Origin of the sequence: Arthrobacter sp. NamB2, from assembly GCF_005281365.1 — a bacterium.
Classification (GTDB): domain Bacteria; phylum Actinomycetota; class Actinomycetes; order Actinomycetales; family Micrococcaceae; genus Arthrobacter_D.
In genome coordinates this window covers 120,167-145,011 of record NZ_SZWI01000003.1, presented here as the reverse complement: position 1 = coordinate 145,011, position 24,845 = coordinate 120,167, and the positions used below count along the sequence as shown (strand labels likewise).

At 66.8% G+C, this 24,845-nt stretch carries 19 protein-coding genes; 9 read left to right on the top strand and 10 right to left on the bottom strand.

Annotated features, from left to right (window positions below; genetic code table 11):
* Window positions 1-16 precede the first annotated feature (16 nt).
* The 3 genes from FDK12_RS07165 to FDK12_RS07155 form a co-directional block, all read right to left on the bottom strand.
* Entirely contained in the window at window positions 17-1,648 is a 1,632-nt protein-coding gene (locus tag FDK12_RS07165; protein ID WP_189636289.1) for a stealth family protein, read from the bottom strand.
* 84 nt (window positions 1,649-1,732) lie between these two features.
* Window positions 1,733-2,905, bottom strand: a complete 1,173-nt coding sequence (locus FDK12_RS07160) for a glycosyltransferase family 4 protein (RefSeq protein ID WP_137368933.1) — start codon at window positions 2,903-2,905, stop codon at window positions 1,733-1,735.
* 81 nt (window positions 2,906-2,986) lie between these two features.
* Entirely contained in the window at window positions 2,987-3,622 is a 636-nt protein-coding gene (locus FDK12_RS07155; protein ID WP_137368932.1) for a DUF1684 domain-containing protein, read from the bottom strand.
* Window positions 3,623-3,702: 80 nt separating this feature from the next.
* On the opposite strand from FDK12_RS07155, the gene FDK12_RS07150 reads away from it, so the two are divergent.
* Entirely contained in the window at window positions 3,703-4,455 is a 753-nt protein-coding gene (locus tag FDK12_RS07150) for a sulfite exporter TauE/SafE family protein (protein ID WP_104118642.1), read from the top strand.
* 80 nt (window positions 4,456-4,535) lie between these two features.
* Window positions 4,536-5,816, top strand: coding sequence for a DUF6350 family protein (locus tag FDK12_RS07145; protein ID WP_137368931.1), 1,281 nt, complete (start codon window positions 4,536-4,538; stop codon window positions 5,814-5,816).
* A gap of 35 nt (window positions 5,817-5,851) precedes the next feature.
* Here the strand turns inward: FDK12_RS07145 and FDK12_RS07140 are convergent, their stop codons facing one another.
* Window positions 5,852-6,298 (bottom strand): hypothetical protein, encoded by a 447-nt coding sequence (locus FDK12_RS07140; protein WP_137368930.1) that lies wholly within the window; start codon window positions 6,296-6,298, stop codon window positions 5,852-5,854.
* A gap of 56 nt (window positions 6,299-6,354) precedes the next feature.
* On the opposite strand from FDK12_RS07140, the gene purN reads away from it, so the two are divergent.
* The 3 genes from purN to FDK12_RS07125 all read left to right on the top strand — a co-directional run bounded on the left by purN (window position 6,355) and on the right by FDK12_RS07125 (window position 8,656).
* Window positions 6,355-6,936 carry a phosphoribosylglycinamide formyltransferase gene (gene purN / locus FDK12_RS07135; RefSeq protein WP_137368929.1) on the top strand — a complete coding sequence of 194 codons (582 nt, stop codon included), beginning with the start codon at window positions 6,355-6,357 and terminating at the stop codon, window positions 6,934-6,936.
* A gap of 1 nt (window position 6,937) precedes the next feature.
* Complete coding sequence (corA, locus tag FDK12_RS07130) at window positions 6,938-7,954, top strand: magnesium/cobalt transporter CorA (protein WP_137368928.1); 1,017 nt, start codon at window positions 6,938-6,940, stop codon at window positions 7,952-7,954.
* A gap of 99 nt (window positions 7,955-8,053) precedes the next feature.
* Window positions 8,054-8,656: a DUF6318 family protein gene (locus FDK12_RS07125; protein ID WP_137368927.1), complete on the top strand. Its 603-nt coding sequence runs from the start codon at window positions 8,054-8,056 to the stop codon at window positions 8,654-8,656.
* 106 nt (window positions 8,657-8,762) lie between these two features.
* Here FDK12_RS07125 and FDK12_RS07120 read toward each other — a convergent pair whose 3' ends face one another.
* Window positions 8,763-10,115 carry an MFS transporter gene (locus FDK12_RS07120; protein WP_137368926.1) on the bottom strand — a complete coding sequence of 451 codons (1,353 nt, stop codon included), beginning with the start codon at window positions 10,113-10,115 and terminating at the stop codon, window positions 8,763-8,765.
* 153 nt (window positions 10,116-10,268) lie between these two features.
* Here FDK12_RS07120 and purH point away from each other — a divergent pair, with 153 nt between their 5' ends.
* The 4 genes from purH (at window position 10,269) to FDK12_RS07100 (ending at window position 17,997) form a co-directional block, all read left to right on the top strand.
* On the top strand, window positions 10,269-11,873 hold the full coding sequence (gene purH / locus FDK12_RS07115; protein WP_189636288.1) for a bifunctional phosphoribosylaminoimidazolecarboxamide formyltransferase/IMP cyclohydrolase: 1,605 nt from the start codon (window positions 10,269-10,271) through the stop codon (window positions 11,871-11,873).
* Window positions 11,874-12,034: 161 nt separating this feature from the next.
* Window positions 12,035-14,257, top strand: a complete 2,223-nt coding sequence (locus tag FDK12_RS07110) for an NADP-dependent isocitrate dehydrogenase (RefSeq protein ID WP_137368924.1) — start codon at window positions 12,035-12,037, stop codon at window positions 14,255-14,257.
* Between the two features lie 168 nt (window positions 14,258-14,425).
* Entirely contained in the window at window positions 14,426-15,520 is a 1,095-nt protein-coding gene (locus tag FDK12_RS07105; RefSeq protein WP_189636287.1) for a hypothetical protein, read from the top strand.
* An 86-nt stretch (window positions 15,521-15,606) separates the two neighbouring features.
* The gene (locus tag FDK12_RS07100; protein ID WP_137368922.1) at window positions 15,607-17,997 is read left to right on the top strand and encodes a beta strand repeat-containing protein; all 2,391 of its coding nucleotides are present in this window, start codon (window positions 15,607-15,609) and stop codon (window positions 17,995-17,997) included.
* 93 nt (window positions 17,998-18,090) lie between these two features.
* On the opposite strand, the gene FDK12_RS07095 is transcribed toward FDK12_RS07100, so the two are convergent.
* From FDK12_RS07095 to FDK12_RS07075, 5 genes are all read right to left on the bottom strand, one after another.
* The gene (locus FDK12_RS07095; RefSeq protein ID WP_137368921.1) at window positions 18,091-19,167 is read right to left on the bottom strand and encodes a Gfo/Idh/MocA family protein; all 1,077 of its coding nucleotides are present in this window, start codon (window positions 19,165-19,167) and stop codon (window positions 18,091-18,093) included.
* A 211-nt stretch (window positions 19,168-19,378) separates the two neighbouring features.
* Window positions 19,379-20,473: a sugar-binding protein gene (locus tag FDK12_RS07090; RefSeq protein ID WP_137368920.1), complete on the bottom strand. Its 1,095-nt coding sequence runs from the start codon at window positions 20,471-20,473 to the stop codon at window positions 19,379-19,381.
* Window positions 20,474-20,552: 79 nt separating this feature from the next.
* Window positions 20,553-21,854: a multiple monosaccharide ABC transporter permease gene (mmsB, locus tag FDK12_RS07085; protein WP_137368919.1), complete on the bottom strand. Its 1,302-nt coding sequence runs from the start codon at window positions 21,852-21,854 to the stop codon at window positions 20,553-20,555.
* Window positions 21,855-21,879: 25 nt separating this feature from the next.
* Entirely contained in the window at window positions 21,880-23,418 is a 1,539-nt protein-coding gene (mmsA, locus tag FDK12_RS07080; RefSeq protein ID WP_104118654.1) for a multiple monosaccharide ABC transporter ATP-binding protein, read from the bottom strand.
* 100 nt (window positions 23,419-23,518) lie between these two features.
* Complete coding sequence (locus FDK12_RS07075) at window positions 23,519-24,766, bottom strand: ROK family transcriptional regulator (protein ID WP_223263154.1); 1,248 nt, start codon at window positions 24,764-24,766, stop codon at window positions 23,519-23,521.
* Window positions 24,767-24,845 lie beyond the last annotated feature (79 nt).

The following is a 24,845-nucleotide window of genomic DNA, read 5'->3' as shown; positions in this document are numbered from 1 at the left end:
CGCCCCGCCGGGCAGGTCACAACTCCCAGGGAGCCTTGACCGGGAAGTACTTCTCGAGGAACTCCGTCACCAGATACGCGCGTTCTTCGGCCGGGACCTCGGGGAAACTGCCGTCGTTGAGGCAGAAGAAGTCCTGGTTGCGCTTGTCGAGCATCTTGTTGAGGCTCTTCAGGCCGGACCGGAGGGTCGTGTCCACGTACTTGACCTTCGCCATCTCCTGGGTGACGGCGCGGCCGGTGAGCAGCGCGTAGTAGTGGTACAGCGAGTTGGTGACCGAGATGTTGTCCTTGGCCCGGAACCGTGAGGCGGCGGTCGCCTCGAACTCGGCCTCAAACTCCTTCTCCATCTCGAACAGCACGCTCTTCCGCAGGGGTGCGGCCGTGTGCTCGAGGTGCCTCGTGGTGATCCGGCCGAAACGCTCGTGGAGCAGCCGGCGGTTGACCCGCGCCGCATTCTCGAAGCCGCTTCGCTCGGCGTCGTTCTCCCCGAGCCCGATCCGTGTGTCCGCCTCGATGAACTTCGTGATCCCGCCGGGGGAGAAGAACATGTCCGGCGCCACGGGGCGGCCGAAGAACATGTCGTCGTTCGAGTAGAGGAAGTACTCGGAGAGCCCCGGGATGTGCTGGAGCTGCGCCTCGACGGCCTGCGAGTTGTGGGTCGGCAGGACGGACGGATCCCTGAAGTGCTCCTCGGACCGTACGAGGGTCACCGACGGGTGGTCCGCGAGCCACTCCGGGCGCTCCGAGTCGGTGGCGATGAAGATGCGGCGGACCCATGGAGCGAACATGTAGACGGACCGCAGGGCGTACTTGAGCTCGTTGATCTGGCGGAAGCGCGCCTCGTGGTCGTCACCCTCACCCACTACCACACCCTGCATGCGTGCGGCCCGGGCAGCCTGGTATTCGGGGCTGCTGCCGTCCACCCAGGAGAAGACGATGTCGATGTCGAAATCGATGTCCGTGGCGTGGTCCGCGAACATGTTGTCGATGGTGGGCCAGGTGAGGCCGTGGCGCACCACCTCACCACGAACCACTTCCGCCGCGGGCAGCGTGCGGCGGGTCAGCGAGTTCTCGACGGGGAGTTCGATCGCGGTGTCGCCCAGGGCCCAGAGCTCGATCTGCACACCTGCGGACGGGCCGTAGGACAAACCTCCGAGTGGCTCGATGCGCGGGCGGAAAAGGCGGAAGATGCGGGCCTTGCCGGTCCTCGAGAGCTCGCCGTCGCTCACCAGGAGGGTGGTGCGGCGCTTGGTGTCCACCGTTCGCGAGTAGAAGGGCTCATCGCGGCACGCCTCGACGAGGGCGGCGCGGAGCTTCTCCCGGTCGTTGAGGTCCACGGCGATCACGGGCCGCTGGTCGTTGCCGCGGACGAGGAGGAACTCGATGCCGGCGGTGTCCAGCGCCGCGCGGATGAACAGCAGGTCCTCCACCATAGCCTGGTGCGGCGTGCGGTCCTGGTTGATCAGGGTGAAGCGCCGTTTCACGGTCGTGATGTCGGAACGGCCTTCGAAACGGGCTACCGCCGCGCGAGACGCCGACTCGAGGATCTCGGCTTCATTCTCCGGTTCGGGTGCACCGAAATAAATGTCGTGTTGGGCAGCCGTGTCTGTAATCGGAACCTCCGGAAGTGGGTGTGTGACCTCCCCCATGATAGGGCCTGTCGGCAGGTCGCAGTTGCAAGTGGGCACCATACCCCTTCGGGCTGACGCCGTCCAGCTTCCTGCGTGAGGAAATCAGGGTTGCTGAGGGGCCCGCCGCACCCGGTCCGCGACCTCCGCGCGGCGCGCCTGCACGGCCACGGCCTTGGCGTAGTAGCCGACCAGCTGCTCGCAGAGCACGGGCCACGTGCGGCCCTGGACGGAGGCGTGCGCCGCACGGCCGAAAGCCCGCCGCTTGGCGTCGTCGCCGGTGAGGTCGACGACGGCGGCGCGGAGGCCCTGCAGGTCGCCCGGCCCGTAGATCCAGCCCGTGCGGGACGGGTCGACGAGGTCGAGGGGCCCGCCCCTGCCTACCGCGACGACGGGGACCCCGGAGGCCATGGCCTCCTGGATCGTCTGGCAGAACGTCTCGGACTCACCGGGATGGACGAAGAGGTCGAACGTGGCCACCATGCGCGCGAGGTCGAGGCCGCCCTGGAAGCCCGCGAAGTGAGCGCGGGGCAACTGCGCGCGCAGGCTCTCCTTCTGGGGCCCCGAACCGATGATCACGAGCCGTGTCCCCGGCAGCGAATCGAGCACCGCGAGGTCCTCGACCTGCTTCTCAGGGGCCAGCCGCCCCACATAACCGATGATGCGCTCATGGGGCTCGGCGACGCTGGCCCGCCATCCGGCGTCGTACCGGGTGGGGGAGAACCTGTCGGTGTCGACCCCGCGCCGCCACAGGTTGAGCCTCTGGACGCCGTGGGACCGCAACTGGTCGAGGGCGAAGGAAGACGGGACGAGGGTGAGCGTCGAGGCATCGTGGATGTTCTCGACACGCTGCCAGAGCAGGGACTCGAGCCAGGGGAACCCATAGCGGGCTGCGTACGCCGGGACCTCTGTCTGGTAGACGGAGACGGTCGGGATGCCGAGCTGCTCACAGGCCTGCACAGCCCGCCACCCGAGAACGAAGGGTGAGGCGACATGGACGACGTCGGGCCCGAACTCCGCGAGGATCCGGCGCACGCGGGCCACCGTCCCCGCCGCCAGGCGCACGTTCGCGTACCCCGACAAGGGCACCGAGGGAAGGGAATGGACGGGATAGCCTTCCACCGTCGCCGGCGCCTCGTCGTCGAGCCAGGACGACGACGGCGCGATCACCAGCACGTCGTCGCCCCGACTGCGCAGGTGCGCGAGCACCTTGAGCAGCGAGTGGGTGACCCCGTTCATGTGGGGCAGGAATGATTCTGCGACAACGGCGATCCTCACGTGGCAAGGCTCGCACCGGAAGGCGGAGGGGCGGACACCGACGGATGGAGGTCCGGTGAACGGCAGGAAAAATCCCTTCCGTCAGTACTCCCTGTAGAGCTCCCCGACCGGGACGTCGTCCTGCAGCCGGTTGTCAGGACCCGGCAGCGGGCACGCCCACTCCTCGTCGTAGGCGCAGGACGGGTTGTAGGCGAAGTTGAGGTCGACGACGAGGCTGCCCGGAGCGCGGCCCTCGCCGAGGTGGGCGCCCTTGATCGTGTCCAGCACGTAGCGGCCCCCGCCATAGCTGCCGGCCGGCCGGCCGGAGGCGCCGTCACGCAGGGGCAGGAAGAGCCCTCCGCCGTAGGACGCGAGCTTCCACAGGGCCAGGTGCCCGAGCCCCGGCAGGGCCAGGGTGCCGAGGCGGCGGAACGGTACGACGCCGTCGGTTCCGGTCGCCACGTCCATCACCTCACCCGCGCCGTCGTCGGACAGGATGGCCTCGAAGCGGAACGAGGGATCGTAGGGCGCGATGGCGAGGCCGGGGAAGGCCGCCCTCGCGTCGGCTGGGATGGCGGACGCCGGGTGGCCGCGGAAGAGTTCGTCGCGGCCGGCCTGCCACAGTGCGTGCGCGGCCTCGGGGGACTCGGACACGGCACGCTCACGGACGTCCTCGTAGAGGCCGAAGACGCGACGGCGCCAGTCTGCCGTGGCAAGTGCGGTGGTGAGGGCCGTCATCGCATCAGGCTACCGCCGGTAGCCCGGCATGCGGCAGGGCCTGGAGGGAAGAAGCGGTTGCCTGGGCGTACTGTAGCGGGGTGACCCTCGGCATCTTCTGCATCGTGCTGGCCTCGATCCTGGTGGGGGCCATCGCCCAGCGCATCGCGGGCCTCGGGTTCGCCCTGCTGATAGCGCCGTTCCTCGTGGTCATCCTCGGACCGCATGCCGGCGTCCTCCTCGTGAACATCTGCGGCGTGGTGTCCTCGGCGATCATCGTGGGCAGGGTGTGGAAGGACATCGACTGGAGCATGTTCCGGTGGATGGTGGTTCCGTCGTTGTTCGGGTCGATCCCCGGTTCGGTGCTCGCGGTGGCGGTTCCGTCCGCCCCCCTGTCGGTCACCGTCGGTGCCGTCGTCCTCATCGCGCTGACCGTCTCCCTGGTGCTCCAGCGCTCCGACGTCGTCGTCCGGGGCAATGCGCCGAAAGTCGTCGCGGGCTTCACCGCGGGCCTGACCAACTCCATGGCCGGCGTCGGTGGCCCGGCCGTCAGTGCCTACGCAGTCCTCTCCCGATGGCCGCAGCGCCCCTTCGCCGCGACCCTGCAGCCGTTCTTCGTCTGCATAGGCATCGTGACGCTGGTGGCCAAGATGCTCCTGGACCCGTCCCAGGCTCCGGTGCTCGCTCCGTGGATGTGGATCACCATCGGGCTGGTGATCGTGGCCGGTATCTTCGCGGGAGAGAAACTCGGGCGCTTCGTGCGGGACGACCAGGCGCGGGTGTTCGTCGTCGTCATCGCGTTCATCGGCGCCGGCGTGGCCGTCATCAAGGGCCTCGTCGACATCCTCGGGTAGGGCCGGGGGCCCTTCACGGGCCGGCCACCCTCCCGCGTCGGTCTGCTGGAGGAGCGCCCGCCGGTGGCACCATGGAGGGGATGAAACTTCCCACCACACTCCGCGCCCTTCCGATGCCCCTGTGGCTGCAGGGGGTGTTCGAGCTCGGCCAGGCCGCCGTGATCTCGGCGCTGCTCGTCGTCATCCCGGTCGCCGCTGTCTGGTTCACCGGTGGATTCGCGGACCGCACTCCCGAGTCAGCCGCCCGGTTGGCAGGGCAGGGCTGGCTCGTCATGCACGGGGTGCCGCTCGTCCTGCAGTTCCCCGCCGGGCTGGCCGGGGCAGACGCCGTCGCGGGACTTCTGCACGTGATTCCCCTCGGCCTGGTCCTGGTGCCACTGCTGCTGGCCTGGCGCGCCGGGCGCCGGCTGGCCCGCGCCTCCTACACGGACCAGCTGTGGCAGGCATTCCTCGGGGCTCTGGCCACCTACGCCATCATCGGTGCGGTGATCGCGTACGTCTCGACGACACCCGAAGCCTCGGCGCCCCTCGTGGCGGCAGCTCTCATTCCGCCGGTGTCGGCGGGTGTCGGTCTGGTCACGGGAGCCTACCGCGAAGCAGGCGCGTGGAGTCGCCTCGTCGGTGTTGACTTCGCGGCCTGGGTGGGACGCACGAGCCAGCACTCGCGGTGGGCAGGGTCCTACGCCTGGTCGATACTCCGGTCGGGCTTCCTCGCGGTGATGGTTGCCGCGTCCCTGGCGGCAGCGCTGCTCGCGGTCGCGATCGGGCTGAACTGGACCGGCATCGCGGCCATCTACGAGCGGATCGACGGCGGGATCGCGGGAGCCTCGGTGGTGACCCTGCTGCAACTCGGGCTCCTCCCCAACCTCGCGGTGTGGACGATGTCCTGGTGCACCGGCGCAGGCTTCGCGCTGGGGTCCGGCAGCTCACTCACGCCGCTCGCCAGTACTGTCGGGCCGCTGCCGGCCCTGCCCATCCTGGGCGCGCTACCGGCCGGCACCCTCGACCACGGGTACGCGGCCCTGGCCATTCCCGTGCTCGCGGGGCTCCTAGCCGGGTGGTGGTTCTTCCGGGAAGGCGAGAACCACTTCGACGAGTGGCTGGCGCTGCACAGCGGCCAGCGCTGGCTGACCTCGACGGTCTCGACCCTCGCGCTCGCAGGTCTGATAGGTATCACTGCGGGACTCCTCGGCGCTGTCGCCGCCCTCGTCTCGCGCGCCTCGCTCGGCCTCGGCCGCTTCACCGATCTCGGGCCGGATCCGCTGTCCGTCGGTCTGTGGCTCGCGCTGGAGGTCGCGGTCGGCGCCATCCTCGGCCACGCTGCGGGGCCCCTGCTCGAGCGCGAACCGCGGCGCAGTTGACCGGAGTGGGGGAGGGACGGCCCTGCTCGGACGCCTCAGTTCCCCGTCCGGAATCCCTCGAGTTTCCGTAGCCCTTCCTCGCACTCACTCTGGGCCTGGAGGGTCAGGGCGCGAGACATGCAGTCCTCGTAGGTCTGTGTGACGGGCCACAGGAGGACGGATGCGCCGGTGCCTGCCGTCAGGAACAGTGCCGCGGCGAGACCGAGGGACGTCGCGAGCACCACGAACCGCGGAAGCTTCGCGCTGATCGCCTTCACGAGCGCGACCACGCCCGTGCCGAGTGCAACCAGCGAGAGAACGAGTCCGAGGACCTTCCACGGGAGCATGAGGGTACTGGCCAGCACTCCTGCGAGCAGGGCCAGCAGGAAGAGCCGCAGCCACAGGCCGGCCGAAGCGGCCGGCGCCTTCGCGGCGTCGTCCGTACCTTCCCGTCCTGTTCCTGGCCTGCGCTGATCGTGTCCCCTGGTGTCCTGCTTCGTCATCGTCTCTCCCTCGGCATGGTTCAACCCTAGGCGAGGCGAGACCCTAAGGTTGAGCCATGCGCATCGTAGTCCTCGTCTCCGGAAGCGGATCGAACCTCCAGGCCGTCATCGACGCCGTCGCCGCCGGCACGCTGCCGGTTACCATCGCCGCCGTGGGTGCCGACCGGCCCGGGACCGGCGGGGTCCGGCGGGCGGCCGAAGCAGGCATCGCGACGTTCGAGGTCGACTTCCGGAAGTACGACGAGCGCGCGGACTGGAACCGCGCCCTGACCGAGGCGGTCGCCGCACACGCGCCGGACTACGTCGTGTCCTCCGGGTTCATGAGGATCGTCGATCAGCACTTCCTCGACCGGTTCCCGAACCGGTATCTGAACACGCATCCTGCCCTGCTGCCGAGCTTTCCCGGGGCTCACGGCGTTCGCGACGCACTGGCTTATGGCGTGAAAGTGACCGGGTGCACCGTGATGATTGCCGACGCCGGTGTCGACACGGGGCCCATCCTGGCCCAGGCCCCTGTCGCCGTCCTGCCCGAGGACACCGAGGAGACGCTCCACGAGAGGATCAAGGTCGAGGAGCGGAGGCTCCTAATCGAGACGCTGGCTGGTCTCGCGGCCGCCCGGTCGACGGTCGGGGCCTGACGTGTCCCTTGTCGCCAATGCGGTCTACGTCGGGGGGACGAAGCGCATCAATCCCGAGACACTCGACCAGACGTTCGAGATCATGCGGCAGAGCGGTGGAATGGGCTGGATCGGCCTGTACCGTCCCGAGCGGGCCGAGATCCACGCGGTCGAGGCCGAGTTCGGGCTGCATCCCCTCGCCGTGGAGGACGCGACGAACGGGCACCAGCGCGCAAAGCTCGAGCGTTACGGCGACACCCTCTTCGTGGTGCTGCGGCCCGCCCGCTACCTCGACGCCGAGGAGAAGGTGGAGTTCGGTGAACTCCACATCTTCATCGGAAAGGACTTCGTCGTGACCATCCGGCACGCGGAGTCTCCCGACCTCGGCATCGTGCGGCGCAGGCTCGAGGGGGACCCGGCGTTGCTCTGCACCGGACCCCAGGCCGTCCTGTACGCCTTGCTCGACCAGGTCGTCGACGAGTACGAGCCGGTGGTGCAGGGGCTCGAGAACGACATCGACGAGATCGAGGACGAGCTGTTCAGCGGTGCCCCTGACGTGTCGCGCAGGATCTATGAGCTGCACCGTGAGGTCATCGAGTTCCAGCGTGCTACCCAGCCCCTCCAGATCATGATGGACGCGTTGCTGCGCGGATCCGAGAAATACGAGATGGATGCGGAACTCAGTCGCAACCTGCGCGACGTCCAGGACCACGTGATCCGCGTCGTCGAACGCGTCAACACGTTCCGCGCGCTGCTGCAGAACGCGCTGACCGTCCACTCGACTCTCGTGGCCCAACGGCAGAACGAGGAGATGACCCGGCTGACGGAGACCTCCCTGACGCAGGGGGAGGAAGTGAAGCGCATCTCCTCCTGGGCCGCCATCCTCTTCGCGCCGACATTGATCGCCTCGATCTACGGGATGAACTTCGATGTCATGCCGGAGCTGCACTGGACCTTCGGCTACCCCTTCGCGCTCGTCCTCATGGTCGCCATGGGCACAGGCCTCTACTGGGCCTTCAAGCGCAACGACTGGCTGTAGCGCAGGGCGACGCATCCCGGCTCGGAAGTTGCCTGGGGCACCGGTAGGGTAGGGGAGGCCCTTGGGCCTTCCCGTTTCTCGAACCTCGTTGGGACCACCATGAACATCTCGCGCACCGCGGCCACCGCCGCTCTCACGCTCCTTGCACTCACCGCCTGTGCAGGCACCCCGGAAGCAACGCCGGCAACCTCCGCCGACACGAAGCCCTCGCCGGCCAGCTCGTCGGCTCCGGCCGTGAACATCCAGGCACCGGCCACCAACGACCTCGTGGGCGAGGCGACGCCGGAGGGAGCGCGCGCGTTCCTCTACTACTACTTCGAGCTGAAGTCCTACGTGCTGCAGACCGGTGACAGCGCGGCCCTGCTCCAGCACACGGACGGCGCCGCTGCGGAGCAGGCCGAGGCCGAACGCCTCCAGGCGTTGTACGACGACGGCGGCTGGGTGCTGGGCGGTCAGCCGAAGGTGGAGAACGTCTACCTCATCACGCCGGAGGAAGAGGTCTCCGAAGGCGCCGATGTCACGGCCGTGGTTCCCGTCAATCCCGACGCCTACACGGAATTCGCCGAGGACGGCTCTATCAGCGAACAGCGTCCGTTCTCCCCGGCGGGCACCATCTACACGGCGACCATCCGGTACTCCGACGGCGCCTGGAAGATCGCTTCCCTCGAGGAGACCCCGGACGCGGAACTGCCCGAGGCATAGTCCGCTCCACACCGGAATCACACTGAACCGGAATTACGACGAAGGGGGTGCTGCGGCCGTTGCCGCGGCACCCCCTTCGTCGTCGTCCGTCGGGTCAGTGTCAGGGTCAGTGGAGTTCGGTGCTCCGTGTCTCGGGTGCGTTGAACGCCATGAACAGGACGGCGAGGAGTACGAGTCCCCCCGTCAGCGCGAAGGTGAGCGGCAAACCGAGGTAGGGCCACAGCAGGGTCCCGAAGATCAGTGGCACCAGGCCCGCCCCGATGCGCGAGATCGTCGAGGCCCAGCCGAACCCACTTCCCCGCAGCTCGGTCGGGTACAGCTCCGAGACGTAGGTGTAGAGGACGGGGATCGCCACCTGCACCACGAAACCGAAAGCCAGCAACCAGGCGGTCGCGACCGCCGGCAGGTCCAGTGTGAGCGCGAAGGCGACGAGGAGCGCGGCCGAACCGGGCCCGGTGATGGCCAGCAGCCACTTCCGGCCGACGCGTTCGACGAGCAGGGCCGCCGCGATGACGCCGAGGAAGCCGACGCCCGTCATGAAGGTCGTCGTGATGAAGGCGACCGACTGCGCGTACCCGGAGGCGATCAGGATGCGCGGCATCCAGGTCAGCGCGCCGTAGTAGACCAGGAGGATCGTGAGGAACAGGCTCCACGCCGTGAGCGTGATGCGCCAGTTGTAGCGCCAGAGGCCCGTGAGCTGTCCCGAGATACTCCCGAGGGACAGCCGGGGGGTCTCCTCGGGATCCGGGAGGCGCCACTCCCGCTGCTCGCCACCGGTCCGCCTGACGAGGTCGTCGATGACGGCTCGGGCTTCCTCGCGCCGCCCGCGCTGGACGAGGTAGAGCGGCGACTCCGGGACGCCGCGGCGCACCCAGAACACGAGGAGCGCGGGCAGCACCATGACGATCATCGCGTAGCGCCAGTCGCCGAACTGGGCGACGACCGCCGTCGTCACGACACCGCAGAGGAACGCGCCGATAGGCCACCACGCGTCCATCGCGGTGAGGACCCGGCCCCGCTGACGCCGGGGGGTGAACTCGCCGACCAGCGCGTAGTCCACGGGGATGCACCCGCCAAGCCCGAAGCCTGCGAGGAAACGGAACACGCAGAACCAGACGATGTCGGGGGAGAACGCTCCGAGCACGGTGAAGACCGAGAAGACGAGCAGGGTGAGGGTGAACGCCTTCTTGCGCCCGATGATGTCCGCGACGGATCCCCAGGCGAAGGCGCCTACAGCCATGCCGATGAGGTTCGACGTCGCGATCCAGGCCGCCTGGCCGGGGGAGAGGCCCCAGTCGCCGATCAGCAGCGGAATCAGGTAGGCGTTGAGGGTGACGTCCCAGGCGTCGAACATGAAGCCGAGACCGCCGATGAGGAAGATCTTCCCCTGGACTCTCCAGCGCCAGGGGAGGTCCTGAACCACCTGGTCGCCGGTGGGAAGCTGCGTATTGATGCTCATGGTGCCTTCGTCGAGGGGCCGAGTACTGCGAGAACTGTACCGCCAGCGGGCCTCGTGGCCTGCCCCGGCTGATGCGTCGTCCCGCGGGCGAGCACCCGGCCGCACTATAGACTTATGCGCGACCCCAGCGACGTTCTACTGACGGAGACCTGCGTGAGCCTGACCCACCTCGACCGTGTCCCTATCCGCCGAGCACTCATCTCGGTGTTCGACAAGACCGGTCTGGAGGAGTTGGCGCAGGGCCTGCACCGCGCGGGTGTCTCGATCGTGTCCACCGGCTCCACCGCGCAGCGCATCGCTGCGGCCGGCGTCCCGGTCACCGAGGTCTCAGAGGTGACCGGTTTCCAGGAAACACTCGACGGTCGCGTGAAGACCCTGCACCCGAAGGTGCATGCCGGCATCCTGGCCGATCGCCGACGCCAGGAGCACGTCGACCAGCTCGCCGAGCTCGACATCGAAGCGTTCGACCTCGTCGTCGTGAACCTGTACCCCTTCGTCGAGACGGTGCGCTCGGGCGCGGAGCCCGACGCCGTCGTCGAGCAGATCGACATCGGGGGGCCGGCGATGGTGCGGTCCGCGGCGAAAAACCACCCCTCCGTGGCCATCGTCGTCGACCCCGCCCGCTACGCTGACGTCGTCACGGCTGCCGCCGAGGGCGGGTTCGACCTCAGGGCACGACGTCGTCTGGCCGCGCTCGCCTTCGCGCACACCGCCGCGTATGACACCGCCGTCGCCTCCTGGACGGCGGAGCAGTTCGACACGGACGACGACGCCTTCAGCTGGCCGGGCTATGCCGGCCTCGCGCTGGAACGCTCCGAGGTATTGCGCTACGGCGAGAACCCGCACCAGCAGGCCGCGCTCTACGTCGAGAAGGGCGCCACGCCCGGCATCGCCCAGGCGGACCAGCTGCACGGCAAGGCCATGAGCTACAACAACTTCGTCGACGCCGATGCGGCCCTTCGCGCAGCCTTCGATTTCGACGAGCCCGCCGTCGCGATCATCAAGCATGCGAATCCGTGCGGTGTGGCTATCGGCTCGGCGGACGCGGAGGACCCGATCGCCGAAGCGCACGCCAAGGCCCACGCCTGCGATCCCGTGTCCGCGTTCGGCGGCGTAATCGCCGCGAACCGCGAGGTCACCGAAGGAATGGCCCGGACCGTGAAGGACATCTTCACGGAAGTCGTCATCGCTCCATCGTTCTCCGCCGAAGCCGTGGAGATCCTGTCCCAGAAGAAGAACATCCGGCTGCTGACCCTGCCCGAGGGTTACGGACGCAACCCGGTGGAGTTCCGCCAGGTGTCCGGGGGCGTGCTCCTGCAGGTCGCCGACACGTTGGACGCCGACGGCGACGATCCCGCCACCTGGACCCTCGCAGCGGGTGAAGCCGCCGACGCCGCGACGCTCGCCGATCTCAGCTTCGCCTGGACGGCGTGCCGGGCGGCCAAATCCAACGCCATCCTGCTGGCTCGCGACGGCGCGTCCGTCGGTGTCGGTATGGGTCAGGTCAACAGGGTCGATTCCTGCCGGCTTGCCGTGGAGCGCGCCAACAGCCTTGCCGACTCGGAGCGGGCGCGCGGATCCGTTGCTGCCTCCGATGCCTTCTTCCCCTTCGCTGACGGACTGCAGATCCTGATCGACGCCGGCGTCCGCGCCGTCGTCCAGCCCGGAGGTTCCGTGCGTGACCAGGAAGTGATGGATGCAGCGAACGCCGCAGGGGTGGCGCTGTACTTCACCGGCGCGCGCCACTTCTTCCACTGATTCTCCGCGGGAGCGCCGACCGGCGCTCCCGCCCCGCCCGTCAACGCCGTCGTTCCGCAGGTGCCGCTGTTAGGCAGAGGACTGAGGACCTCGGTAAGTTAGAGCCGATGGGCAACCCCCACCCGACCGCACAACGCAGAGCACCAGGGAGACGCCAACCCATGGCCAAGATCATTTACACCCACACCGACGAAGCGCCGATGCTGGCTACCTATTCGTTCCTGCCGATCATCGAGGCTTTCGCGTCGACGGCGGGTGTCGAGGTGGAGACCAGGGACATCTCGCTCTCCGGGCGCATCATCTCGCTGTTCGACGACTACCTGACCGAGGACCAGCGGATGGCTGACGCGCTGGCCGAGCTCGGTGCTCTGGCGAAGACGCCGGAGGCCAACATCATCAAGCTGCCGAACATCAGCGCCTCGATCCCGCAGCTCAAGGCAGCCATCGCCGAGCTCCAGGAGCAGGGTTATGCGCTCCCGGACTACCCCGACCACCCGGTTACGGACGAGGAGAAGGACGTCCGCGCGCGGTACGACAAGGTCAAGGGCAGTGCAGTGAATCCCGTCCTCCGCGAGGGCAACTCCGACCGGCGCGCGCCTGCGTCCGTCAAGAACTACGCACGCCAGAACCCGCACAGCATGGGTGCCTGGACGCCTGAGTCGAAGACGAACGTCGCGCACATGACCGCCGACGACTTCCGCTCGAACGAGCAGTCCGTCGTCATCCCGGCCGATGGCACGATCAGCATCCAGCACGTCGGACCGGACGGATCCGTCACCGTCCTCAAGGACTCGTTCCCCGTGCTCAAGGGCGAGGTCGTCGACGGGACCGTCATGCGTGCGGCTGCACTCAACGAGTTCCTCAAGGCGCAGGTAGCCCGGGCGAAGGACGAGGGAGTGCTCTTCTCCGCGCACCTGAAGGCCACGATGATGAAGGTCTCGGACCCCATCATCTTCGGTCACGTCGTCCGCTCCTTCCTGCCCGAGCTGTTCGAGACCTACGGCGAGCAGTTGTCCGCTGCGGGCCTCAGCCCCAACAACGGCCTGGCCTCGATCCTCGGCGGACTCGACAAGCTGCCCGAGGATGTCCGCGAAGGAGTCCGGCAGGCCATCACAAAGGGCATGGAGGACGGCCCTGCGATCGCGATGGTGGATTCGGACAAGGGCATCACCAACCTGCACGTGCCCAGCGATGTCATCGTCGACGCCTCGATGCCCGCGATGATCCGCTCGTCCGGCCACATGTGGGGCCCGGACGGCAAGGAAGCCGACACCCTCGCCGTCATCCCCGACAGCAGCTACGCCGGCATCTACCAGGTCGTGATCGACGATTGCCGTGCCAACGGCGCCTTCGATCCGACCACCATGGGTACGGTGCCCAACGTGGGCCTGATGGCGCAGGCGGCCGAGGAATACGGCAGCCACGACAAGACCTTCGAGATTCAGTCGGAGGGCAAGGTCCAGATCCTCGACGCCGACGGCGCCGTGCTTACCGAGCACGACGTCGCTCCCGGTGACATCTGGCGCGCCTGCCAGACCAAGGACGCCGCGATCCGCGACTGGGTGAAGCTCGCCGTCACGCGTGCCCGCGCCTCGGCGACGCCGGCCGTCTTCTGGCTGGACGAGGGCCGCGCGCACGACGCCAACCTGATCTCCAAGGTCAGGGAGTACCTGGGCGAGCACGACACCGACGATGTCACGCTCGAGATCATGACGCCCGTCGACGCGACGGCCTTCACCCTCAAGCGCATCCGTGAAGGAGCCGACACCATCTCGGTGACCGGTAACGTCCTGCGCGACTACCTCACCGACCTCTTCCCGATCCTCGAACTCGGTACGAGTGCCAAGATGCTCTCGGTGGTGCCGCTGATGAACGGCGGTGGCCTCTTCGAGACCGGGGCCGGCGGGTCGGCGCCCAAGCACGTGCAGCAGCTTGTGAAGGAGAACCACCTGCGCTGGGACAGCCTGGGCGAGTTCCTCGCCCTCGCCGTGAGTTTCGAACACCTCGCGACGTCGACCGGCAACGCCCGGGCGCAGGTCCTCGCGGACACGCTCGATCGCGCAACCGGCACGTTCCTGCTGGAGAACAAGTCGCCCAGCCGTCGGGTCGGCGAGATCGACAACCGCGGCAGCCACTACTTCCTGGCTCGCTACTGGGCCGAAGAGCTTGCCAAGCAGGAGCAGGACGCCGAGCTGGCGGAAAGCTTCTCGCGGGTGGCGGAAGCCCTCACCGGGAACGAGGACACGATCGTGTCCGAGCTGCTCGCCGTCCAGGGCTCACCTGTCGACATCGGCGGGTACTACCACCCCGACGTCACGAAGGTCACACAGGTGATGCGCCCGTCGGCGAAGCTGTCCGAGGTGCTCGCGATCCTCGCAAAGTAGGAACACCCACCACGTCAGCCGGTGTCCGCAGTGAGCGGTACATCGGCTGACGTGTTTAAAATTTCTCGTGTACAACGGCGGGATCGCCGGTTTAGGTTTGGATCACGGTTCAATCACGGGGGTGAGTTCGGGATGAAGATGCACAAGCGTCGTTCTCTCGCTACCACCGTGCGCCTTTCCCTCTTCGCAGGACTAGGAGCCGTCGGCTGGATAACGCTCGGAGCGGCGGGCGCATCGGCCGCTGAGGAGCCCAGCGCCCTCGGTCTCGCCGGTTCTGTATCCGGCGTCGTCGACAGTGTCAGCACGCCTGCCGCATCCGCTGTGTCAGCTCTTACCTCTCCGCTCCAAGCGGTGACCGTGGAAGTGCTGCCTGAGCCAGGTACCGCCGGGCCCCTGCTCGACGCAGAGCCGTCGCTTTCCGAGGTCGTTGCCCACGTGCCTCAGCTGGTCACGCAGCCAGCGGGGACCGTTCTGCCGCCCGTTACATCGCGGGTCGACGGAGTGGTGTCCCAGGTGCCGATCGTGCAGACGCTCGTTCCCGCAGGAACAGTCACCGACGTCACGTCGCCCGTCGTCGGGGCCGTGGACGGAGCTGCAGGCGTCATCACCGCGCCAGTGCTCGACGTTGTCGCTCCGGTCACGGAGGTCATCGAACCGGTGCTCGAGATTGTCACCCCGGTCGCGGAGGTCCTCGACCCGGTGGTCGGCCTCGTCCCTCCGGTCTCCGGGGTCCTCGACCCGGTGGTCGGCCTCGTTCCACCGGTCTCAGACGCTGGTCCTTCCGGCGCCGTTGCCGATCCGGCCTCTGCCGGAGCGAACGGCTCCGTGCCGTCCGCTCCTGCATCACCGGTCGATCCAGCGGAGACGAAGGATTCCGATCCAGCAGCAGCGCGCGGTTCCGCTGGTGCCGAGGCCGTTGTAGGGGTAAAGCGCAGCAGAGCAGCTGAAGGACTCGAGTCGCTCGGGGTGCTGCGTGAGGCTTTCGAACCAGCCGTGTCCCTCGGCGGCGTACTGCCCGCACTGGCGGGCGCCGTTTCGATAGCCCACGGTGAGCCCGACCTGCCGGGCGCGCCCTTCACGGCCTCCGTGACCTTCGGTGGCGCCCTGTCCTCGATGACCGGTGCTGGCACCGGGGCGCCTCTGGCTGCTCTTGGCGGCCTGGCGCTGCTGATGTTCATGATGCTGAGCGGCAAAGCCCGCCGGTCTGCGTCGGCTGACCTGCCTGCCGGCCCAAGTTACGATCCCGGTTCATCTCCTGATTAGTGGTGGCCCCGCCGTGCCTCTGTGCACGGCTGACGCCCACGGTGCCCATAGCACCACCTCTTCCACTTTTTTTACAGGAGAACATCATGCGCACATGCGTGCAGCGGGGACTCTACGGAGCCCTTCTAGCCGGGGGCATCGTCGTCCTCGGAGCAGGAGCAGCGACAGCTGCTGACCTTTCAACAACGACAGACTCCCAGGCCACCGCCGGTCTCGGGGCAGTCATCACAGTTCCTCTCCAGACGGGCACCACCAGTGGGTCGATCATCGAGGAGAGCATCATCACCACTGATGGTGAGCACCTCGGGAGCGGCGTTCTCATCGGGAACGCAGTTTCGCCTCAGGTTGCCGTTCCGGTGAATGTGTCCGGCAACGCGGTGTCTGTGGTTGGGGATTCGTCCTCGACCGGAGATTCAGCCGTTGCCGGCACCACGTCCGGCGATAGCACGGGTGGAACGACCGGTGGATCGACCGACGGCGGTTTCATCGGGGGCGGCGTTCTCAACGGGAACGTAGTCTCGCCTCAGGTTGCCGTTCCGGTGAATGTGTCCGGCAATGCGGTGTCTGTGATCGGGGATTCTTCCTCGACCGGGAATTCGGCTGTGGCCGGAACGAAGGGTGGTGACAGCGCCGGTGGCACAACGGCCGGCGGTTCGACCGATGGCGGCCTCCTTGACGGCGGGATCCTGAACGGGAACGCAGTTTCGCCTCAGGTTGCCGTTCCGGTGAATGTGTCCGGCAACGCGGTGTCTGTGGTTGGGGATTCGTCCGCAACCGGAGATTCAGCCGTTGCCGGCACCACGTCCGGCGATAGCACGGGTGGAACGACCGGTGGATCGACCGACGGCGGTTTCATCGGGGGCGGCGTTCTCAACGGGAACGTAGTCTCGCCTCAGGTTGCCGTTCCGGTGAATGTGTCCGGCAATGCGGTGTCTGTGATCGGGGATTCTTCCTCGACCGGGAATTCGGCTGTGGCGGGAACGAAGGGTGGTGACAGCGCCGGTGGCACAACGGCCGGCGGTTCGACCGATGGCGGCCTCCTTGACGGCGGGATCCTGAACGGGAATGTGGTCTCGCCCCAGGTTGCCGTTCCGGTGAATGTGTCCGGCAACGCGGTGTCTGTGGTCGGGGATTCGTCCGCAACCGGAGATTCAGCCGTGGCCGGCACCACCTCCGGTGACAGCACCGGTGGCACAACGACCGGCGGCTCAGCCGACGGCGGAATCCTGAACGGCGGCATTCTGAACGGGAATGTCGTCTCGCCCCAGGTTGCCGCTCCGGTGAATGTGTCCGGCAACGCGGTGTCCGTGAACGGGGATTCGTCCTCGACCGGAGACTCTAGCCTGGCTGGGACGACGGACGGTGACAGCACCGGTGGAGCGACGGGTGGGTCAACGACCGATGGCGGTCTCCTCGATGGAGGTCTTCTCGACGGTGGGATCCTGAACGGCGGCATCCTGAACGGGAATGTGGTTTCGCCTCAGATCGCCGCTCCGGTGAATGTGTCCGGCAACGCGGTGTCTGTAATTGGGGATTCGTCCGCAACCGGAGATTCAGCCGTGGCCGGCACCACCTCCGGTGACAGCACCGGTGGCACAACGACCGGCGGCTCGACCGACGGCGGTCTCCTTGATGGCGGGATCCTGAACGGCGGCATCCTGAACGGGAATGTGGTTTCGCCTCAGATCGCCGCTCCGGTGAATGTGTCCGGCAACGCGGTGTCCGTGATCGGGGATTCGTCCTCGACCGGAGACTCTAGCCTGGCCGGGACGACGGACGGTGACAGCACCGGTGGAGCGACCGGTGGGTCAACGACCGATGGCGGTCTCCTCGATGGAGGTCTTCTCGACGGTGGGATCCTGAACGGCGGCATCCTGAACGGGAATGTGGTTTCGCCTCAGATCATTGCTCCCATAAACGTCGGATGTAACGCCGTGTCCCTCATCGGTGACAGCAACACCGACTGTTCAGTGACTGACCCGACGACGCCGACTAACCCGACGACGCCGACTAACCCGACGACGCCGACTAACCCGACGACGCCGACCAACCCGACGACGCCGACTAATCCAACGACGCCGACCAACCCGACGACGCCGACCAACCCGACGACGCCGACTAACCCGACGACGCCGACTAACCCGACGACGCCTGACGCCCCTGCAGCGGGCGTCGACCCGAAGGATCCGACACCGGGGGCCACTACGGTTGGCGTGATCCCGGGTGGTAGCACCGGCGCCGGCACCGGCACCGGCGCCGGCACCGGCACGGGTACAGCACCGGGAGTAGTTTCCGTGGCAAGCGCGAGTGTGCTGCAATCAGCTCCGGCGGCGAAGGCAGTATCAGCCCCCGTGGCTTCGAAGATCCTGGCCTCCACCGGGTTCGACGAGCAGCAGACCGTTGTGTTCGCGGCGCTTCTGCTGCTGAGCGGCGCGGCTGGACTGCTGATCGCTCGTCGGTCGAAGGTCACTGCCTGAGGGCGACTGGACCGCATAGAAAGGACGGGTGCCCTCGAGTAGGGCACCCGTCCTTCGGCGGCCTGAATCAGGCCGAAGCACGTGGAGGAACGCTCAGGCGTCGTTCGTGTACCGCAGTCCGATCTGGGCCCTCACGCCGTCGAGCAGCCGCATCGTCCTCACGGTGTCGCCGACAGGCATGGTCGGGCTCTCGGTCAAGCCCTCCTGGATACAGCGCGTAACCTCGCGTAGTTCGTACGTGTACCCACCGCCAACCTGCTCGAACTGCTCCACCCGGGGATCGTCCTGGCCGGTCTTGATGGTCAGCTCCCTCGGATTGTGCAGTGGGCCACCTCCGGTCTTCATCCACCCGTTCGATCCACAGACAGTGGCCTGACCGGGGCAAGATGCCACGAACGACGACGACAGCTGTGCATACGCGCCGCTCGCATAACTGAGAGTCACGGCGTTCTGCAGATCGACGCCGTCGCTGTTGAGTGTTCCCACGGCCGACACCGAATCGGGGAATCCGAGGGGCCCGAGGGCCCACGTCAGCGGGTACACCGTGAGGTCCATGAGAGCTCCTCCACCAGCCTTCGGGTCCCAGAGCCGGCTCGTGGGGTCGTCAGGCGCGGTGAAGCCCAAGTCGCCCTGGACCCATCGGATGTCACCGAGCTCACCGGAGTAGACGATGTCCCAGGCCCTGTTGATGCTGGGCAAGAACCTCGTCCAGACCGCCTCCATGAGGAACAACCCGCGATCGGCTGCGATGGCAGCGAGTTCCTCGGCCTCCGCAGCGTTGATCGTGAAGGGTTTCTCGCACAGAACGTGTTTGCCACTCGTGAGCGCGGCCTTCGCCACCTCGTGGTGCTGTCCGTGCGGCGTCGTGATGTACACGACGTCGACCTCGGGATCATTGACCAGCTGCTGGTAGCCCGCCACGTCGCCGTCGTTCCCGTAGCTGGTGGCGAAGCCGAAGCGCTGGGCGAACTCAGCAGCACTGTCCGCACTGCGTGAGCTCACCGCGTGCAGCACGGCGTCTTCCAGCAGTGCGATGTCCTGAGTGACCTTCGCGGCGATGCCGCCGGTTGCGACGACGCCCCATTTCAGGGGGCGGCCCGTGGCGACGACGGGGCTGGGAGCTCCTGCTTCAGCGCAGGGGGGAACGGCTATGCGGGTCTGAGGGTTCATCGTCCTATCCTTGCCGCTGGTCGGGTCCACGTCCATCCTGCCGGACCGCAGCACACATGAGCGACGTGCACCCGGGGCACGGTGACCAGCACGCCGACTCGGTGCGGACCGTCACGGCGGTTCGGGGGATGACCGTCGCCCTCCACACACAGAAGCGCCCCGGCGGGAGCCGGGGCGCTTCGTGGACTGCTGCCGGAGGATCCGGGTGGAACTACTTCGTGAGTGCCGACAGCGTGGGATCGTTCGCGTACGCCTCGGCCGCGTTGTCCTTGGTCACGATCTGTGGCTCGAGGAGGTAGGCGGGAACGGTCTTCACGCCGTTGTCGTAGGAGTCGGGATCGTTGATCTCGGGCTCCTCGCCGGCCTGCAGGTTGCCGACCATCTCGATGACGTGCTCAACGAGTGCGCGCGTGTCCTTGTTGATGGTGGAGTACTGCTTGCCTTCCATGATGAGCTTCACGGATTCGACCTCGGAATCCTGACCGGTGACGACGGGCAGGGGCTTGCCCGCACCCTCCACCGACGTCAGGATCGCACGGGCGAGCGTGTCGTTGGGGGAGAGGACGCCGTGGAGTTCGGTGGATCCGTAGCTGCCGGACAGCAGGGTGTCCATGCGGCGCTGGGCGTTCTCCGCCTTCCAGCCCTGGGTGACAGCCTGCTCGAAGGTCTCCTGGCCGGAGGTGACAACGAGGTTGCCGTTGTCGATCTCGGGCTGCAGGACACTCATGGCTCCGTCGAAGAACACCTTCGCGTTGGCGTCGTCCGGCGAGCCGGCGAACAGCTCGATGTTGTACGGGCCCTCGGGCTTGGCAGCCTTCATGCCATCGAGCAGCGCCTGACCCTGCAGCTCGCCGACCTGGAAGTTGTCGTAGGCCACGTAGTAGTCGACGTTCTCGGTGTTGGTCAGGAGGCGGTCGTAGGCGATGACCGGGATGCCGGCTTCCTTGGCCTGGGCCAGCTGGGTGCCGAGCTGCGCGCTGTCGATCGCGCCGATGACGAGGACCTTCACGCCGTTCGTGATCATGGAGCTGACCTGGTTCTGCTGCTCCGAGACGCCGCCGTTGGCGAACTGGACGTTCGGCTCGTAGCCGGCCTCGGTCAGGCCGTCGTTGAAGAGTGTCTCAGCGAGGACCCAGTTCTCCGACGTCTTCTGCGGGAGAGCGACACCGATGGCAGATCCTGCTTCGAAACCGGAGGCTGCGGCGTCGCCGCCCTCTGCGGGGGCCGCTTCTTCGCGACCGCATCCTGTCAGCGCCAGTGCTGAAATCGCAGCGATCGCCGCGACGGACTTTGCGAATTTACGCATTGTGCATTCTCTTTCTTTCGCTCTTGCTTTGGTGGACGGGGTGGAGCGGTGGTGACTGACGGTCGGAGGGTTCCGACTGTCAGACGTCGTGGGAGATGACTTCCTTCGTTCCGACGGCTTGCTCCGTGGGAGCGGGTTGCGGCGTGGAGGTTTCGGCCTTCCTGCTGCCGCCCCCTCCACCGAAGTTCCTGGTGAGCAGGCCGATGATCGACGGCTTGCCCTGGCTCTTGTTGTAGACGTCGAAGGCAACGGCGACGAGAAGGACGAGGCCCTTGATGATCTGCGTGTCGTCGGCGCCGGCACCGAGCAGCTGGAGTCCGTTGTTGAGGACCGCCATGACGAGTCCGCCGATGATCGAGCCGACCACCGTGCCGACGCCGCCGGTGACAGCTGCTCCGCCGATGAAGACAGCAGCGATGGCGTCGAGCTCCCACCCGGTCCCGTCGAACGGACCGGATGCGGTGGAACGGCCGACGAAGATCATGCCGGCGAGGGCCGCGAGGATGGACATGTTCATCATGACCAGGAAGTTCACGCGCTTGCTCTGCACGCCGGACAGTTCGGCTGCGTGGCGATTGCCGCCGACGGCGTAGACGTGGCGGCCGAGGATCGTCTTGTTCGAGATGAACGCGTAGACGATCACGAGGAGCCCGAGGATGATGCCGGGGACCGGGAAGGACGTGCCGGGGCGGCCTGTCGCGAACATGTACGTCGCATAGAGGATGACAGCGGAGAGGAGCGCCACCTTGGCCACGGGTACCCACGTGGGAGGCAACTCGGTGCCGATCTTCTGGGCCTTCCGGCGACCGCGCACCTCGTTGTAGATCACGAAGGCGACCAGCGCGAAACCGATCAGGAGGGTCAGGTTGTTGTACCCGGTGTTCGGTCCGATCTCCGGCAGGTATCCGGCTCCGAGGTACTGGAACCCCTCGGGGACCGGCACCGTGTTCGAATCGCCGACGGCCTGGTTGGCGCCGCGGAAGAGCAACATGCCGGCGAGCGTGACGATGAAGGCGGGTATGCCGACGTAGGCGACCCAGAAGCCCTGCCAGATTCCGATGATCGCCCCGAGGGCCAGGCCGAGCAGCACGCCGAGGTACCAGGGGATGCCCCAGTCCCGCATGGCGATGGCGACGACGATGCCGACGAATGCTGCGATCGAGCCGACCGAGAGGTCGATGTGACCGGCGATGATCACGAGGACCATGCCGATGGCCAGGATCAGGATGTACGAGTTGCCGTTGAAGAGGTTCATCAGGTTCCCGGACGTCAGCGTCTTGCCGCCCGTGCGCCACTGGAAGAACACGACAAGCGCGACCAGGGCGAAGATCATCCCGAACTGGCGGGTGTTCCCGCCGAAGATTTGTTTGAGGGAATTCATGGTGTCTTTCCTAGGGGAGCTACGGTCAGGCAGATTTCCTGCTGGCGGTCATGAGTTTCATCAGGGATTCCTGGTTCGCTTCCTCGCGTGTCAGTTCTCCCGTAATCGCGCCTTCGAAGATCGTGTAGATCCGGTCCGAGAGGCCGAGCAGTTCGGGCAGCTCCGAGGAGATGACGATGACGCCCTTCCCCTGGTCCGCCAGCTTTTGGATGATGCCGTAGATCTCGTACTTCGCTCCGACGTCGATGCCGCGCGTGGGCTCGTCGAGGATGAGCAGGTCGGGGTCTGTGAACATCCACTTCGCGAGGACGACCTTCTGCTGGTTGCCTCCCGAGAGTTTCGCCACCCCTTCGTTGACGCTCGGCGTCTTGGTGCGCAGGGACTTCCTGTACTCCTCCGCGACGCGGAACTCCTCGTCCTTGTCCACGACGAGCCCGTGCGTGATCCTCCTGAGGTCGGCCGACACCGTGGTGGTCTTGATGTCGTCGAGGAGGTTCAGCCCGAGCGACTTACGGTCCTCGGTGACGTACGCGAGCCCTGCGTTGATCGCCTGCGGCACGGAGCGGAGCGTGACCTCCTTGCCGTTGATGAAGATCTGGCCGGACTTGAAGTTGCCGTAGGACCGGCCGAACACGGAGCGCGCGAGCTCGGTGCGTCCGGCGCCCATCAGCCCGGCGAATCCTACGATCTCGCCGCGCCGGACATGGAAGCTCTCGTTCTTGCACACCAGCCGGTCGGACACGGTGGGGTGACCGACCGTCCAGTTGCGCACCTCGAAGAACGTCTCACCGATCGTCGGCGTGTGGTCCGGGAACCGCGACTCGAGCGAGCGGCCCACCATCCCGCGGATGATGCGGTCCTCGTCGACCCCGTCCTCCTTGACGTGCAGTGTCTCGATCGACTTGCCGTCGCGGATGATCGTGATCGAGTCGGCGATCTGCTCGATCTCGTTGAGCTTGTGCGAGATCATGATGCAGGAGATGCCCTTCGAGCGCAGGCCGGACATCAGGTCCAGCAGGTGCTGCGAATCCGATTCGTTGAGGGCGGCGGTGGGCTCGTCGAGGATGAGCAGCTTCACCGACTTGTTCAGGGCCTTCGCGATCTCGACGAGCTGCTGCTTGCCGACACCGATGTCCTTGACCCTCGTGGTCGGGTCCTCGCTCAGGCCGACCCTGGCCATCAGCTCGAGGGTCGTACGGTTGACGAAGTCCCAGTCGATGACACCGAAACGGGTGGGCTCGTTGCCGAGGAAGATGTTCTCGGCGATCGAGAGCTCGGGGATGAGTGCGAGCTCCTGGTGGATGATGACGATTCCCGCGGCTTCACTGGAGCGGATGTCCTTGAACTGGACTTCCTCGCCCTGGAAGAAGATCTGACCGGAGTAGTCGCCGTACGGGTAGAGCCCGGAGAGCACCTTCATGAGGGTGGACTTGCCGGCTCCGTTCTCACCGCAGATCGCGTGGATCTCGCCGGCCCGGACCTCGATCGACACGTCGGAGAGGGCCTTGACTCCCGGAAACTCCTTGGTGATGGAGCGCATCTCAAGGATGGTGTGGTTGTTCATGGAGCCTCCCGCGTGACGGCGTTGTCTTGGTGCAGGCCCAACCTCGGCCCGAAAGAATTGAACACGTCGGAGTGCCTTGTCGTCAACTGTTGAACACAAACTACGGCGAAAACAGAGAAAACGTTGAGGTGGAACCCGGTAGGGCCGGGGACAGGCCGGGCTGGGCGAGGACGACGGCAGCGCCCCCCAGTGCCTCGGCCCGGTCACCGAGCGAGGACATGCAGACGCTTGTCGTCTCACCGATGATCGGCACCGCGTGACGGGCCAGACCACGGCGGATAGGGCCAAGCAGGATCTCGCCCAGGCTCGTCAGTGGTCCGCCGATCACGATCGTCTCCGGATTGATGAGGTTGGCCATGTGGGCCAGTGCCCGGCCGATGGCCACGCCGGCGTCGTCGAGCACGCGCAGTGCCGCGGTGTCTCCCGTGAGGGCCCAGTCGATGATGCGTTGGGTGTCCACCGTCTCGTTGCTGCCCCGGCTCAGAAGCTCGATCATCGTGGACGTCGACGCGACGGTCTCCAGGCACCCACGGTTGCCGCACCGGCAGACCAGGCCCTGTTCGTTGATGGTCGTATGGCCCAGTTCTCCCGTGACGCCCACGTTCCCGTAGTAGAGCGACCCGTTGAGGACGAGGCCGGCACCGATCCCGGAGCCGACCTTCATGAACATGAGGTTGTCGACGCCGCTGTGCGGGCCCCACGTCACCTGAGCCAAGGCGCCGAGGTTGGCGTCGTTGTCGATGAATACGGGCACCTGCAACTGCTCGCCGAAGGTGTCGTGGATGTTGATGCCGACCCATTCCGGCAGGATGGCGCCCTGCACCACCGTCCCCGTTCGGCGGTCGATGGGCCCCGGAATCCCGATACCCGCCCCGAGCAGGGCGCTGCGGTTGATTCCGCCTTTCTCCAGCAGCGCATCCAGGAGATCGGACGCGGCCCTGAGTCCCTCGACCGCACTGTGCCCGAGGGGCAGGGTGACGGCTGCTTCCTGGAGGACGCGGTAGTTGGGGCTCGCAAGCACGACCCGGAGATGCCGGCGGCCGATGTCGATACCCGCTGCGACCTGGCCGTTGTCGTTGAGGATCACGGACAGGGCCCGGCGTCCGGAACTGGTGGTCGGTGCGGTACTGACGATTCCCGAGCCCGCCATCACCTTGACGATGTTGGACACGGTGGCGGTCGAGAGCCCTGTCTGCCGGGAGAGTTCCGCCTGCGTCTGCGGTCCACCGCTCATCAGGGCAGCGATCACGCGCTGCTGGTTCTGCTCTCGCAGTGCGGATTGGGAGCCCGGCTTCGGAAGCACGGCGCTCGAGTTCGTCCTCGCCATCGAGGGGGAGTCTGCGGGCATGATCACTAGGGTGCCCCAGGCACCCGTTGTAGTCAAGAAGTTAACGCTTGACGTAGTGCTTCGTCGTGCGGGAACAGGC

Coding starts and splice junctions, on each gene's coding strand:
- FDK12_RS07110 (WP_137368924.1), top strand. CDS start 12,035: ATGGCCAAGATCATTTACACCCACACCGACGAAGCGCCGATGCTGGCT.
- mmsA (WP_104118654.1), bottom strand. CDS start 23,418: ATGAACAACCACACCATCCTTGAGATGCGCTCCATCACCAAGGAGTTT.
- FDK12_RS07100 (WP_137368922.1), top strand. CDS start 15,607: ATGCGCACATGCGTGCAGCGGGGACTCTACGGAGCCCTTCTAGCCGGG.
- FDK12_RS07120 (WP_137368926.1), bottom strand. CDS start 10,115: ATGAGCATCAATACGCAGCTTCCCACCGGCGACCAGGTGGTTCAGGAC.
- FDK12_RS07155 (WP_137368932.1), bottom strand. CDS start 3,622: ATGACGGCCCTCACCACCGCACTTGCCACGGCAGACTGGCGCCGTCGC.
- mmsB (WP_137368919.1), bottom strand. CDS start 21,854: ATGAATTCCCTCAAACAAATCTTCGGCGGGAACACCCGCCAGTTCGGG.
- purN (WP_137368929.1), top strand. CDS start 6,355: ATGCGCATCGTAGTCCTCGTCTCCGGAAGCGGATCGAACCTCCAGGCC.
- FDK12_RS07165 (WP_189636289.1), bottom strand. CDS start 1,648: ATGGGGGAGGTCACACACCCACTTCCGGAGGTTCCGATTACAGACACG.
- FDK12_RS07140 (WP_137368930.1), bottom strand. CDS start 6,298: ATGACGAAGCAGGACACCAGGGGACACGATCAGCGCAGGCCAGGAACA.
- FDK12_RS07145 (WP_137368931.1), top strand. CDS start 4,536: ATGAAACTTCCCACCACACTCCGCGCCCTTCCGATGCCCCTGTGGCTG.
- FDK12_RS07095 (WP_137368921.1), bottom strand. CDS start 19,167: ATGAACCCTCAGACCCGCATAGCCGTTCCCCCCTGCGCTGAAGCAGGA.
- FDK12_RS07125 (WP_137368927.1), top strand. CDS start 8,054: ATGAACATCTCGCGCACCGCGGCCACCGCCGCTCTCACGCTCCTTGCA.
- FDK12_RS07075 (WP_223263154.1), bottom strand. CDS start 24,766: ATGCCCGCAGACTCCCCCTCGATGGCGAGGACGAACTCGAGCGCCGTG.
- FDK12_RS07090 (WP_137368920.1), bottom strand. CDS start 20,473: ATGCGTAAATTCGCAAAGTCCGTCGCGGCGATCGCTGCGATTTCAGCA.